Origin of the sequence: Halorhabdus rudnickae (genome assembly GCF_900880625.1) — an archaeon.
Lineage (GTDB): Archaea > Halobacteriota > Halobacteria > Halobacteriales > Haloarculaceae > Halorhabdus > Halorhabdus rudnickae.
In genome coordinates, this window is record NZ_CAAHFB010000006.1 from 290,449 (window position 1) to 303,700 (window position 13,252).

General features: G+C 61.7%; 14 protein-coding genes. 3 read left to right on the forward strand and 11 right to left on the reverse strand.

The features are described from left to right. Positions 1-15: 15 nt before the first annotated feature. Together nagA and BN2694_RS16440 are read right to left on the reverse strand one after the other, a co-directional pair. Positions 16-1,176 (reverse strand): N-acetylglucosamine-6-phosphate deacetylase, encoded by a 1,161-nt coding sequence (nagA, locus tag BN2694_RS16435; RefSeq protein WP_135667592.1) that lies wholly within the window; start codon positions 1,174-1,176, stop codon positions 16-18. Positions 1,177-1,257: 81 nt separating this feature from the next. Then, positions 1,258-2,265, reverse strand: a complete 1,008-nt coding sequence (locus BN2694_RS16440) for a transcription initiation factor IIB (protein WP_135667594.1) — start codon at positions 2,263-2,265, stop codon at positions 1,258-1,260. A gap of 267 nt (positions 2,266-2,532) precedes the next feature. Here BN2694_RS16440 and BN2694_RS16445 point away from each other — a divergent pair, with 267 nt between their 5' ends. Next, positions 2,533-3,363, forward strand: a complete 831-nt coding sequence (locus BN2694_RS16445; RefSeq protein ID WP_135667596.1) for a TrmB family transcriptional regulator — start codon at positions 2,533-2,535, stop codon at positions 3,361-3,363. Between the two features lie 174 nt (positions 3,364-3,537). Here BN2694_RS16445 and rio1 read toward each other — a convergent pair whose 3' ends face one another. The 3 genes from rio1 to BN2694_RS16460 all read right to left on the reverse strand — a co-directional run bounded on the left by rio1 (position 3,538) and on the right by BN2694_RS16460 (position 5,242). Then, positions 3,538-4,476: a serine/threonine-protein kinase Rio1 gene (rio1, locus tag BN2694_RS16450; RefSeq protein ID WP_135667598.1), complete on the reverse strand. Its 939-nt coding sequence runs from the start codon at positions 4,474-4,476 to the stop codon at positions 3,538-3,540. Between the two features lie 86 nt (positions 4,477-4,562). After that, entirely contained in the window at positions 4,563-4,850 is a 288-nt protein-coding gene (gene eif1A / locus BN2694_RS16455) for a translation initiation factor eIF-1A (RefSeq protein WP_135667600.1), read from the reverse strand. Between the two features lie 56 nt (positions 4,851-4,906). After that, positions 4,907-5,242, reverse strand: coding sequence for a hypothetical protein (locus tag BN2694_RS16460; protein ID WP_135667602.1), 336 nt, complete (start codon positions 5,240-5,242; stop codon positions 4,907-4,909). A 273-nt stretch (positions 5,243-5,515) separates the two neighbouring features. On the opposite strand from BN2694_RS16460, the gene BN2694_RS16465 reads away from it, so the two are divergent. Then, the gene (locus BN2694_RS16465) at positions 5,516-7,387 is read left to right on the forward strand and encodes a S8 family serine peptidase (RefSeq protein WP_167880070.1); all 1,872 of its coding nucleotides are present in this window, start codon (positions 5,516-5,518) and stop codon (positions 7,385-7,387) included. A gap of 316 nt (positions 7,388-7,703) precedes the next feature. Next, on the forward strand, positions 7,704-7,847 hold the full coding sequence (locus tag BN2694_RS17285; RefSeq protein WP_167880071.1) for a hypothetical protein: 144 nt from the start codon (positions 7,704-7,706) through the stop codon (positions 7,845-7,847). A 4-nt stretch (positions 7,848-7,851) separates the two neighbouring features. Here BN2694_RS17285 and BN2694_RS16470 read toward each other — a convergent pair whose 3' ends face one another. The 6 genes from BN2694_RS16470 to BN2694_RS16495 all read right to left on the reverse strand — a co-directional run bounded on the left by BN2694_RS16470 (position 7,852) and on the right by BN2694_RS16495 (position 13,197). Next, positions 7,852-8,376 (reverse strand): hypothetical protein, encoded by a 525-nt coding sequence (locus BN2694_RS16470; protein WP_135667604.1) that lies wholly within the window; start codon positions 8,374-8,376, stop codon positions 7,852-7,854. Positions 8,377-8,464: 88 nt separating this feature from the next. Further along, the gene (locus BN2694_RS16475) at positions 8,465-9,100 is read right to left on the reverse strand and encodes an alpha/beta hydrolase (protein ID WP_135667606.1); all 636 of its coding nucleotides are present in this window, start codon (positions 9,098-9,100) and stop codon (positions 8,465-8,467) included. Positions 9,101-9,152: 52 nt separating this feature from the next. Further along, entirely contained in the window at positions 9,153-11,132 is a 1,980-nt protein-coding gene (locus BN2694_RS16480; RefSeq protein ID WP_210409009.1) for a DUF460 domain-containing protein, read from the reverse strand. Between the two features lie 148 nt (positions 11,133-11,280). Then, positions 11,281-11,652, reverse strand: a complete 372-nt coding sequence (locus BN2694_RS16485; protein WP_135667610.1) for a type II toxin-antitoxin system PemK/MazF family toxin — start codon at positions 11,650-11,652, stop codon at positions 11,281-11,283. After that, positions 11,649-12,671: a hypothetical protein gene (locus BN2694_RS16490; RefSeq protein WP_135667613.1), complete on the reverse strand. Its 1,023-nt coding sequence runs from the start codon at positions 12,669-12,671 to the stop codon at positions 11,649-11,651. Before BN2694_RS16490 ends, BN2694_RS16485 begins: the two co-directional genes overlap by 4 nt. Positions 12,672-12,816: 145 nt before the next feature. Beyond that, positions 12,817-13,197 (reverse strand): VOC family protein, encoded by a 381-nt coding sequence (locus BN2694_RS16495; RefSeq protein ID WP_135667615.1) that lies wholly within the window; start codon positions 13,195-13,197, stop codon positions 12,817-12,819. Positions 13,198-13,252: the final 55 nt, after the last annotated feature.

Genomic DNA, 13,252 nt, shown 5'->3' on the forward strand with positions numbered 1-13,252 from the left:
GATGGACGAGGTCTGTCACACTCCCTCGCGTTCGTAGACGATCTCTCCGCCGACCAGCGTCGCCTGGACCTGCAGGTCCGAATCGAGGATCGTCACGTCTCCACGCAGCCCAGGGGCCAGTCGGCCCCGATCGCGTAGTCCCATCGCCCGGGCGGGGACCGCACTCGCCATCTGAACTGCCGTGGGGAGGCCCACACCGACGGACTCGACGAGGTTCCGGACGGCGTCGTCCATCGTGAGCGTACTACCGGCGAGCGTCCCGTCCGGGAGGCGGCTGACGCCGTCCTCGACGACCACGTCCAGTTCACTGAGGCTGTACTCGCCGTCCGGGAGCCCCGTCGCGGCGATCGCATCGGTGACGAGCATGCATCCCTCCGGACCCTTTGTGGCCAGCGCGAGTTCGATCGCGGCGGGGTGGAGGTGGATCAGATCCGCGATGAGTTCGGCCGTGACATCCTCGCGGGTGAGCGCTGTCCCCAGAACTCCCGGTTCGCGATGGTGGAACCCCGCCATCCCGTTGTAGAGGTGCGTCGCGATCGAGACGCCCGCGTCGAAGCTCCGGGACGCCGTCTCGTAGTCAGCCGCAGTGTGGCCGGCCGAGACGACGAGCCCACGTTCGCGAGCCCACTGAACGGCCTCCGTGGCGCCGGACAATTCGGGAGCGAGCGTGATCCGTGCGAGCCGTCCGTCGGCGGCGGCCGCGATCTCTTGCAGTTCTCCCAGATCCGGGTCACGGAGGGCGTTGGGGTCTTGAGCACCCCGCTGGTCCGGATTGAGATACGGTCCTTCGAGGTGGAGCCCGGCGATCGCGGCGCCGTCGTGGTCGCGTTCGCCAGCGGTCACAGTCGCTTCGGCCGCCGCGACGAGGGGTGAGCGCCCTTCCGAGGTCGTCGTCGGGAACAGCGTAGTAACGCCCGTCTCGACGACGCCTTCGGCCATCCCAACCAGTGCGTCGGCGTCGCCCTCGACCGAGTGTCCGGCGTAGCCATGGACGTGTGTGTCGACGAACCCCGGAACTGCGATCCCGTCAGGGACGGAAAGCGACCCCCCGGCATCGTCGTCCGCGCGCTCGTCGATCGACGCAATGTGTCCGTCCTCGATGGCGATGACGGCGTCCTCGAAGGTAGTGCGTGGCGTCAGCACGCGACCCACGGTGACCGTCTCGCTGTCAGTCATAGTGCGGTACTACCCGGTCTGACCTGTAAAACTATTCGGCGCGATCGCCGACCGCCGATCTTCTGGGCACGCGCTCGGCCTTCAGACGGCACCGCGTTCGGTCCGCGCGTCGATGCTACCCCGCTCCAGTTGTTCGAGGAGTTCCGAGTAGCGATCGCGGATGGTGACCTCGCTGACGTCGGCTACCTTGGCGACTTCACCCTGAGTGATCCGGTCTTCGGTGAGCAACCCCGCGGCGTAGATCGCGCCCGCTGCCAGCCCGGTCGGGTTCTTGCCGCTGTGGATGCCGGCGTCTTTCGCGGTCTCGAGGAGTTCGCGGGCCCGTCGTTGCAGCCGCTCGGTCGCCTCCAGTTCGGAGACGAACCGCGGGAGGTACTCCGCGGGATCGGCCGGCGCGATCCCGAGTTCGAGCTGGCGGGCGAGATAGCGATAAGCGCGGGCGAACTTCTGGCGGCGGACACGACTGACGGGTTCGAACTCATCGAGGCTACGGGGGTTGCCGGCCTGGCGGGCGGCGGCGTATAGCGATGCCGTCGCCATCCCCTCGATCGAGCGTCCCGGCAACAGGTCCTCCTTCAGAGCCCGTCGATAGATCACGCCGGCGGTCTCGCGAACGTCCTCGGGAAGCCCCAGCGCGCTCGCCATACGGTCGACCTCGCCGAGAGCCTGTTTGAGGTTACGGTCCCGGGAGTCGCGGGCACGAAACCGCTCGTCCCAGACTCGCAGACGCCCCATCTTCTCGCGCTGACTGGCCGAGAGCGTCCGCCCACTGGCGTCCGTGTTCGACCAGCCGATCGAGGTCGACAATCCTTCGTCATGGAGGAGCTTCGTCGTCGGCGCACCCACGCGGCTTCGCGATTCTGTCTCGCTCGGCGTGAACGCACGCCACTCCGGCCCGTGATCGATCGCGTCTTCCTCCAGAACGACGCCACAGGACTGACAGACCCGTTCGCCGCGCTCCTCGTCGGTAACGACGGCTCCATCGCACTCCGGACAGGTGTCGACCGTCTGTCCGTCCGTGCGCTCGTCACTGCGTCGGTCGCCCGTTCGTTGCTCGGTCACGGTCCGTACCGAATTCGTCTTTGACATGGTCGAAGTGCCGCCTTTGCGGTAGGTATCTCTACGTAGCTGATCGGTCTATTTAGGGCTTTCGACAGTTTTTCACTACGATAGAAACAGTATGGTTACGATAGGGAGAATGATTTTGAGAGAGTCACTAAGCCAGAGCCGAGCGATTCCAGCGAATTCGTGGGATAGAAAGGGAACGCATCCGTTGTAACCTCCATAGAAACAACCAAAGGATTATTCGGGTGTGGGACAAACGGAATCTAACGGTATTTCAACGATGGTTCAGCCATGACCGACCAGGGGTCAGCCACGGGGGACGACGGCCGGTCGATCGTCGAAGAGAGCGTCGAGTTGCTCCGGACCTTCGACTTCACGGAGTACGAGGCGAAGTGTTTTGTCGGGTTGACCCGGATCCAGCAGGGGACAGCCAAGGAAGTCAGCGAGGTCGCGGACGTCCCGCGGGCACGGGTCTATGACTGTATGGACGGCCTTCAGGAACACGGACTGGTCGACGTCCAGCAGGGTTCGCCCCGGGAGTTTCGCGCGGCCGATCCCGGCGAAGCGATCTCGTTGCTGGATCGGCGGGTCTCCGAGATCCTCGAGCGACTGGACGAGTTGCTCGGACGACTCCAAGCCCCCGAGGCCGAGAAGGCGGCCGGCGATGTTTGGGTCATGGAAGGCGACGCCGAGGTCAGCGAGCGCATGGAGGGGTTGCTCGATACCGCCCAAGAAGAGGTGTTGCTCGCGGCAGCCGTCGAGGATCTCCTGACCGGCGAGTTACTCGAGGCCCTGCAGGCCGTGGCCGACCGCGGCGTCGAGATCGTGATCGGGTCACCCGCCGCGCCGATCCGCCAGCGATTCCGTGAGGAACTCCCGGCGGCCCAGGTCCTCGAAACCTGGACTTGGTGGGACTCACACCCGATCCAGCCCGGCGCCGTCAGCGCTATCCTCATGGTCGACGGCCAGCGGCTGTTGGTGAGTGCGGACATCGAGACGTCGCTACCGGGCGTCCGCAAGCACCGCGCGGTCTGGACTGACGGTGACTCTGCACCCCTGGTCGGCATGATGCGGCCGCTACTTGCCGACGCGATCCGGAGCAGGGCGGGACAGACGGTCTAAACCGACAAATTCCAGTCGGATTGTCTGTGGTCACTGTCGTCCGGAAGCCCCTCCTGGTCCGACCGACCGAACGTGATCGACCTCGCTGTGTCGGTCCAGTCATTAAGATAAGGTCTGGGACGCAAACGGCTGCACCAGTAGGGGGAGGGCCACGACACCCCTGGTTTCTAATCACTACGAAACGTTCGGGTCCGTCGACGGATCGTCGTCCTGCTGGTCGCTGCTGGTGACGTACTCGTACAACCCCTCGGCCGTCACCTCGACTCCCTGCCGTGAGAAGAAGTTCGCGACGTTCTCACAGTCCCGCCGGAGGAAGTCCTCGGCGTTCGGGGAGTGAATCGTCACGGCTTGGCCGAGGTCGATCACGACCAGTTCTCCCTCGTGAAAGACGACGTTGTACTCAGAGAGATCGCCGTGTACGAGGCCGGCGGCGTAGAGCCGACGCATGTACTCACGCAATACCTCGAAGGCCGTCTGGGGGTTCTCGATGTGTACTTCATTGAGGCGCTTGGCCCGCCCCTCCTCGTCGGTGGCGATGTACTCCATCACGAGGACGTTTCGCTCGACCGCAATCGGCTCGGGGACGCGGACTCCCGCCTGCTGGGCTCGTTTGAGATTGGCGAACTCCTTGCGGACCCAGGCAGTGACGACCTTCTTTTTGTCCGAGCCGATCCCCTCGAAGCGCGGGTCACCGTCGAGGTATCCCCGCATGTCCTTGAAGTCGCTGGCGTTGATCCGGTAGACTTTGACGGCAACTTCGTGATCGCCTCGCGGCTCCGTCTCGTCTCCGCTCGGCCTTGCCGAGGCGCTTCGCGCCTCGCTCGCCAGCGCGGTATAGACGTTGGCCTCCTTGCCAGTCGAGATCGGCGCGCCGAAGGCGTCGATGTGGCCGTCCTGAACGAGTTTGTACAGCGCAGCGAAGGTGGCGTCGTCGAAAACAGAGGCCTCGACTTTGAACTGCTCGGTGTTTTTGATCCGCTTGCGGAACTCACTGAACTCGCGGTCCCGGCGGCGGGCGATCCGGTCGGCCTCGGTGTCCTCAACCTCGATCTCCGCGAACTCGTCGCCCGGAGCCTCGGCTCCCTCGTCGTCGATCAGGCCGAACTCAGTCATCAGTGCCTCGCGAGACAGTGTGCGTACGGTTGGTCAGCGGTTCGACGCGGCCGGTCGGTGGATGTCCCACCGTCATGTCTCACCCGTCACGGTTCCTGGATGTGTCCCTCCTCACGAAGTTGATCGGCCTCCTGTTTCTCGTAGCGCCAGGTAACGTCGGCTTTCTCGTCCTGCCAGTCCCAGGGTTCGACCAGGACGACATCGTCCTCACGGATCCAGATGCGCTTTTGCATCTTGCCCGGGATGCGCGCGGTCCGCTCGACGCCGTCCATACACCGTACCTTGATGCGGTTGGCCCCCAGCATGTTGGTGACGACGGCGAACACCTCGTCGTCGTCAGGCATCCGGAGGTCCGTCCGTCCCTGATCGCTCATACGCCATCGTTCGGCAGGGATCGGTTTAACTCTTGCAGAGTCGATTCGGCGTCCGATCAGGCCTGTGTGTATGTCGCCGTCCACTCATCAACCCCGCTGTGTTCGATACGGACGCGCTCGGCCTGCCGGTCGGTCTGGATCTCGATTCGGTACTGAATGCCCAAAAGTGCCTGCGTGACGAACGGTGACGCGTTCTCGTCGGGAACAGTTTCGATAGTCACTGTGAGCGTTCCCGCGTCATCAATGACAACAGCCGAAAGCGCGGCTGTCTTGCCCCCGTCACTGCCGACGATCGTCCCTTCGACGGTGATCTGATCGCCGAAGGTGACTGTCGATTCGTTTGTCTCTAGTCCGTGGTCCGTACCCGTGACGGTAAATGTCGTCTCTGTCATGGGAACCCCACCAGGGAGTCTGTCTGGCAGGCGGTTCGACTGTCTTTCGCGAACTCGCTTCGGTCGTCTTGTCGCCGTGGCCCACACCCCATGGAGACTACATACGAGCTCGAATACAAAAACGGGACGACTGCCGAAAAGTAGTTTGAAAACCATTATATACACATGAATATCTAATATTTTCTGTCCAAGATCAATTCTCCTCTACAGAAAACGTGCGTATTGTTGTTTATAAAGACATTTGTGTTTTCACTTTGTGTGCTTGAATGCGCTATGTCATATAGTGACCTCCCTGGGGAGGGAAGTAGCCGACGGTCTTTCCTCCGTGCGATTGGGGTATTGGGAAGTACAGCACTATTCGGGGTGGCTGGAGCCGATGATGGCTCCGCTGGAGGTCCGTCTGACGACGGTGAACTCGTCGTCGGGATCGACTCGCGCGTCTCGGTCGCGGACGCGGAACCAGACATCGAGAAAGAACTCCCATCGGGATCGGAGATCACGCGGAAGAACGACCCGATCGGGTTCATGAGTGTCAAGTTGCCCGACAATCAGGCGCGAACGCAAGCGTCAGTCTCTCGGGCACTGGAATCACGCAGCGACGTAGCGTACGTCGAACCGAACGCGACCTACAAGCCGCTCGTCCAACCGGACGACCTGCGTTTCGACCAGCAGTATGCGCCACAGCAGGTCAACGCACCGGAAGCCTGGGAAACGACCTTCGGATCGTCGGATGTGACGATCGCGGTCGTCGACCAGGGTGCCGACTACGAACATCCGGATCTCAACGATCAGTTCGGCTCGACAGTGGGGCGGGACTTCCTCAACAACGATTCCGATCCGATGCCGGACCGTCCCCGTCAAGAAACACACGGGACCCACGTCTCGGGGATCGCATCCGGGACCACCAACAACGGGACGGGCATCGCCGGGATGTCCAACTCCACGCTGTTGAGTTGTCGCTGCCTTTCGACGGAAGGCGGGTCGCTAGCCGCGATCGCGGACGGTATCCAGTGGGCGACCGATCAGGGCGCTGACCTCATCAACATGTCTCTCGGTGGGGGCGGCCCGACCGAGACCCTTCGAACGGCCTGTCAGTACGCTCTGAATAACGGGGCCCTGCCAGTCGCCGCAGCCGGCAACAACGGGTCACGTGGCGTCTCCTATCCGGCCGGCTACGACTCTGTCGTGGCGGTTTCGGCAGTGGATTCCAGCGAGAACCTCGCCAGGTTTTCCCAGTACGGTCCGAACATCGATGTCGCAGCACCGGGTGTACAAGTCTACTCGACCGTGCCCAACGGGAGCTACCAGAACATGTCGGGCACGTCGATGGCCTGTCCCGCCGCGGTGGGTGTCGCCGCGCTCGGGCTGGCGGCTGATCCGTCCCTCTCTGCAGAGGAGCTCAAACAGCTCCTCAAACAGACGGCCAGAGATATCGGCCTGTCCGATGAACAGCAGGGTGCCGGACTCGTCGATGCGGCCGCACTCGTCGACGCTGCGGGCGATGGCGGCGACGACAACACGGGACCAACGGCATCGGCCAGCGCGTCCCCGACGAGTGCTGTGGTCGACGAATCGATCGAATTCGACGCCTCGGGATCATCCGATCCCGACGGCACGATTTCGTCTTACGAGTGGGTCTTCGATAATGGTGCCAGCGCCGACGGCGCGGCTGTCACTCACAGCTACGGTGCCGCTGGCGAATACACTGCCACGGTGACTGTCACCGACGACGACGGCGCAAGCGACACCGCATCCGTCACAGTCTCTGTCGAGAGCGACGGCGGTGGTGGTAGCTGTGATGCGCCGGCCTGGGACTCGAGAACGACATATACGAGCGGCGATCGGGTGACGCACAACGGCAGTCTCTGGGAGGCCAAGTGGTGGAATCAGAATTACGAGCCCGGAGCTAATCAGTGGGGTCCCTGGGAGAAAGTCAAGGACTGCGGCGATGACGGTGACGACAATGACGGCGGAGATGATGGCGATGGCAACTGTGATGCGCCGGCCTGGGATTACAGAATAGCCTACTCGGAGGGTGATCAGGTGAGCTACGACGGCAGTCTCTGGGAGGCCAAGTGGTGGAACCAGAATTACGAGCCCGGAGCCAGCCGGTGGGGTCCCTGGAAAGAGGTCAAGTCCTGCTGAGCAGGTCCTGACGACGTCTGTCGGCCAACGAGTCGGTGAACACGTGTTCGCCGCCGACGTTTCAGCGCGACTACGGTTTCTGACTCACGTCGTGTGATCTGTCGCCATCTCGACAATGGGGTATTCGACGACGGGATTGTCGCGATACAGTCTCCCAGTAGATGTAGCTCGACAGGCAACGGACACTTGCTATCTGCGGGACTTTGCATCATCCGCGCGGGAGAACATTCCCCGACTAGCCGTCTCGTTTTCTGTTTGACTTCATCTGGGAGAGCAGTGCTGCCCATCAGGTCAAGGGGGACACGACCGCCACCCAGTGATTGGCCTGGGAGCAACCGACCGACTGGTTGAGAGCAACTGCGGGAACCACCACCGACGGCCGCGGGAGAGCACCTATCTTGTCGGTGAACTCACGACGGCCAATGGCCTCATGCCAGCCATCGAACAGCGGTATGGCTGACCAATCAGTGGAGCGTCCCTTCACGGACGTGCTCGTCGTAAGCGAACAGCGCGTAGCCGACCTCAGCAGGTGAGTAGCCTGTTTCGGCGGCGATCTCGCGGATCGGTTCGATCATCGCGACGTAATCGCCGGCGTCGAAATTCTCCTTGCGCCCTTCGAGATAGTCCAGTCGTTCTAGAGCGGCCCAAACGCGTGTGTCCACGACCGCGTGTCGATCAGGATCCAGTGCCGTCAACACGGCCGAGGCGACGGCCGCCTTGAATCCCGACAGCCCCGAGAGGAGCTGGACTTTCGAGAAGTCGCCCTCGACGCGACGGACGTTGTCCGTCACCTCGATACAGCGCGCTTCGGGATTGGACTCGACGTGATAAGCACTTCTGGTCGCGGTCTCGTAGGCCAGTTCGTACAACTGTTCGCGCGTGAGGTGGCCCTGTTCACGGTACTGCTCGCCGACGTCGTCCAATCGTTCCGGCAGCACGCCTTGCGTGTCTTCGTACCGTTCGATATTCTCGGCGACGAACTCCTCCATACGGAATCGTCGGTTCCTGCATCCTAAGAACCCTCTCTTCGAGCCGGGAGCGACGTGAGAGTCCAGCCAGGTAACCGTTCGACGAGGGCTACTCCGGCAAGAACGCCATCGTTTCCTCGATAACTCGTTCGTAGTCCCGCAGGAACGAGTGATCCTCGTCGGGGAGAACCACGATCTCGCCCTGGGGTAACCCTTCGGCGATTCGCTTTGCGCTGTCGACAGGAATACCGTCGTCGTCACCCTGGAGTATTCGAGTGGGAACGTCGATGTCGAACTCGCCAGGAGTCACAGCCGGAAGGTGCTCCCACGCGTCTTCTGGGACGTTTTCGGCGTCCTCGGCCAGGATCGCGGGTGCCCACAACACCAGTCGATCCACGCCGTCCGGGAGGTGCTCCAAGGCCACCCGGCCCCCGAGGCTCTTGGCAACCACGGTGATAGTCGAGCATCCTTGCGAGTGCAGGAAGTCGACTCCAGCTTCCAAGTCAGCGCGGAAGTCCGCGTCAGATTTCTCTTCGAGGTCACTCGGTGACATCCACATTTCAAAGCGAGCAACGTGGTGTCCCTCTGTGGCCGCTGTACGGGAAAAGCGGAGAAACACGTCGCCGAACGGTCCGTGTCCCGCACCGGGGACCAGCAACACCCCACGGTCTGACGGCTCTTCAGGCGTGTTCACCCGTCCGGGATACGTCCGATCACCGACTTCGAGTGTCACATCTCGTGACATCTCTCTCAAACAGTCAGGGCTGGGGGATATATGCAGTGGTTCAGGTGCCGGTTCAAACGCTGCCGCCGTGACCCGACGCCCGGTGTTCGCTGATCAACTTGTCGACCATCTCTTCGGTCCGAGCCTTCTCGCGCTCGCGGCGGTACTCGCGCCACTCCTCGATCGCGGCCTCGACCTCGCGCTCGCGGGCGACGGCGAGTTCGTCAACCTCTTGGACGGTGACGCTGTCGGCCGGCGCGACCGGTACGCCCTCTTCGAAGAGTACCTCGTCGGAGACGTCCGTGAGGCCGCCGGTCCGCAGGACGAGTCGGGGGTCTAACTCGGCGAGGCGCTCGGCCGTCGACCGGCCTGCACCCGTCGCGTCCCGGAAGAGAACAATATCGCCCTCCGCGAGCCCGAAACGGTCGTCGGCGTCTTCGATCGCCGCGGTGGTGAACTTCTCGACGACCTTCACGGGGACCAGTCCCTCTTTTTTCTCTTCGATGTCGGCGAAGTTCGAGTGATCGAGCTTCCAGAGGGCCTTCAGGCGCTCGAGTTTGCCCTCCAGGTCCTCGACTCGCTCGCGCTCGCTCTCGAGTTCGCGTTCGAGCCGGTCGTTCTCCCGTTCGAGGCGGTTCACTTCCCGTCGCTTGCGCGTCTCCGCGCGCTGCTCGCTACGGGCTTTTTCGAGTTTGTCCTCGTACTCTTCGATCGTCTCGTCTTTCTCGTCGATCGTCGCCCGGAGGTCCTCGACGTGCGATTCCAAGCGCTCGACGCGATCCTGGAGGCGCTTGATTCGTTTCTCCTCGGCGGTCAGTTCCCGCGGCGTATGTTCTGTGGTCTCGGTGGGCTCGTCGCCGTCCTCCTCGAGATCGGTCAGGACGCTCTCGACTGACTCCTCGCCGGCGACCACGCGCGCCAAGACGGCCCCGACTTCCTCGCGTGGTGGGACCTTCGCGGCGACGCGTTCGAACTGATCGGCATGATCGTCGTGGGCTTCGAGGGCGGCCGCTAAGGCGTCGCGTTCGTGATCGTTGTCGTAGGCTTCCTCACGCGTCCGATGGAGTTTCTCGTCGACGGGGAGATCGCTGTCGGGCGTCCAGCCCGCCGCGTCGAAACTCCGGCGGAGCTTCTCGACGGTCTCTGGCATGGGCGTGACGTCCGCGGCGACGACGATCGGCCGGCCACGCTCGACGATCCACTCGATGACTGCCGCGGTGTCTGCGGTCCGGGTGGAGTGGACATCGAGGACCTCGCCGTCCAGCCCGACGACGGCGATAGCAGTGGTCGTCCCGGGATCGACCCCCACGACGACGTGATCGCGCCGCTGGGCCAGTGGCTCGAACTCGATGCCGTCCCGGCGCTCGCGTTCGATCTCGATCCGCGTATCGCCCGAGCGTTCCCGGGAGACGGGGATGGCATCCGGGGCGGCCCGCACCTCGAAGATCGCGTTCGAAAAGCCCCCGTACTTCTCGGTCACGTCGCGGTCGTACTCCAGACTCGCGTCATCCAACTCGCGCTGGACTTCACGGGTGCGTTTTTTGACCGACCCGTGGATCCGGCGGGTGAAGCGGTCCTCGCTCCAGCCGCCGCCACCCCCCGTCGATCGGCCACGGGAGACCTTGACCTGGGTCGTGTCGGTGAACGCCGCGACCTCGTAGCCGACGTTCCCCGCCGCCAGCCGTGCGGCGGCTTCGGCCTCTTCCATCGGGTCCTTGCCATAGGGCACGCCGTGGCGGGAGGCGACACGCGAGAGCGGCTCGGGCTGTTCGTCGCCGGTCACCTGGACGAGCCGAGTCCCATCGGGCAGTTCCCGGAGAAAGTGGACGAGGGCGTCCTTGTCGGCGGCGAGTTCGTACATGTTGTCGGTGGCGACGATCGCCGGCTCCTCGTCTTCGATCAACCGCCGGAGTTTCCGGCGGCTCACCACGTCCCGATCGAGAGATTCGCCGTCGAAGATCACCAGCGCGTAGGAGGGCGCGTCCCCGCGTACGTCCCCACTCTGGACGTCTACGCCGAAGATCACGTCGTCCAGGGCTGCCGTCCGTTGCACGAGCATTGATAGGGGAGTCGGGATTATAAACAGCGTGGCGCTGGCGGTACAGGGATGTGGTTCTGGTCGCTTTTATCTAGGGGATCACAACACCTATTCCCAGGAAAAGGAGGCCCTTATCGGAGCGTCCCTACATTTGGCGATGTCGCTAGATTCGGAACAGCCGTTCGAGTTTTGCTTGGATTTCTTCTATCTTCCGCGGTGGAACTTTTCCCAGATGCCATGAATTCGAATCGTCACCGTCCAGTCTCACCCGCCCTTCGAATGATACAGCAGTTATTAGATTTAGGATAGCTACTGAGTCGCTGTCTAACCCGTCGATCGTTCCAGGCAGCCTAACTTCACGAGAGAGGCTTTGCTTCTCACGGGATGAAACGGGAGCAACGACCACTGCTCTATCATCGGGGTTGGTATATTGAACTACAACTGCGGGATGCGGATCCTCGAATTCACCCGGTTTAGAATCTTCAGAGGGTGTGAAATCAACGTGGATGAGGTCCCCATAGTCCGGGAATCTCAATCGCTAATCACCTCTGCCCCCATCTCGGAAACGCGTTTAACCATCTCCTCGTCTAGGGACTGCTCGTCATCCTCTTCGTTTCCCCCTGACTCTAGTTTCTCCATATCCTCTATTTCAGGCTCTAATCCCACCGACTTTCTTCTCTCTGCGAGAGATCCTAATTCGGGTTTCCACGATCCCTCCCGATATTTTTTGGCATTAGCTTCGACTGTGGGACGAAGCTCACTCACGTTCTCACCTCGCATCGTCTCGAGAGAGATCTCTTGACCCACAAAGTCCCAAACCGTATTATAGAACTTCCGAACAGCATTATTAATGAATGCCTGCTGACCTGATGTCAGCTCATCCTCTGTGTCAGCTTCCGAAATAATACTAGTCAGTAACTTCCGGTACTCTTCAAGTGGTTCTAGAGTGTATTCCAGTGACACAAGGTTCGCTATTTCGTCACTCACGGGGATGAATCTCTTGTCCAGTTCGTAATAGAATTCTGTCGAGTTCTGATGCCACTCTTGGCCGTCACCGATTTCGTCGAGCGTTTGTTGAAGGCGAGCGCTGGCCTTATACAAATCAGCAAATTGAGCGGCATGTTTATCCTTTGGCGCATATTCGTCGTAGAACTCTCCTAAGTAGACTTTCGTCTCCTCTGCGGTCACGATTCTATCAAATTCGTCACCAAGTTCTCTGAGAAAATAGTACGCAAATGCTTCTGTCGAAAGGTGGTCTTTGCTTGGCAGTCTACTCTCGTCCAAGTGTGTAATTTCATCTCCCGGTTGGGGGCCCAGCAGTACTTCGGTGTCTGTGGTAACATCCTCAGGGGCGGGACCATATTTAAACCAGCCAAAGGTCAGTCCCAAGTTGCGTTCCTCGTTAACAATATACTGGAGCTTGTTCAGACGAATCTTGTCGAGGTGAATTTCGTCCTCGGTAAATCGCCCCTCCTGCTTACCGAGATAGAGCGCATGTTGGATTCCCTCTTTTATATCCATAAGGAGGGATTCCTCGTCCCCAGGAGTAAGCATATGCGTGTATCTACGCACCGGACCACTTTATTTCTTTCATGGTATTTAGCTTAGGCGTCAATCGTGTCTGGCTACATAGAGTTCGTCGGTTCGGTGCCCGGCGGGTTCGGCACCGACCGGACGGCGGCGTTCGCGATCGCGTCGCTCACGACTCTCCGTCCAGCGGGCTGAGGAACTCGAGGGTGTGCCCGTCCGGATCTTCGAGGAACCCGGCGTAGGCATCGGCCGCCTCGACGACGTGGGGCTCAGCGACGACTGACCCCCCTGCCTCCCTGGCTCGTTCGAGGACTGCATCGACGTCCTCGACGACGAAGGCGACGTGGTCCGTATCGGCCCGCGAGGGGGCGATCGGCGTCGTCCGGTCGGGATCGTGCCGTAACTGGAGTTCGCCCGCGTCGGCAGCGACGTAAACGTTCTCGACGCCGTCGGCGGTGAACGACCACGTCCGTTCGAAACCGAGTGCGTTGTAGAACGCGAGTGACCGATCGAGGTCCGACACCCAGAGGGCGACGTGTGCCAGGTCCATAGTTCCCTTTTGGGAGCGTCACAGTTTACGGCATCGACAAACACACCCGGGTTGA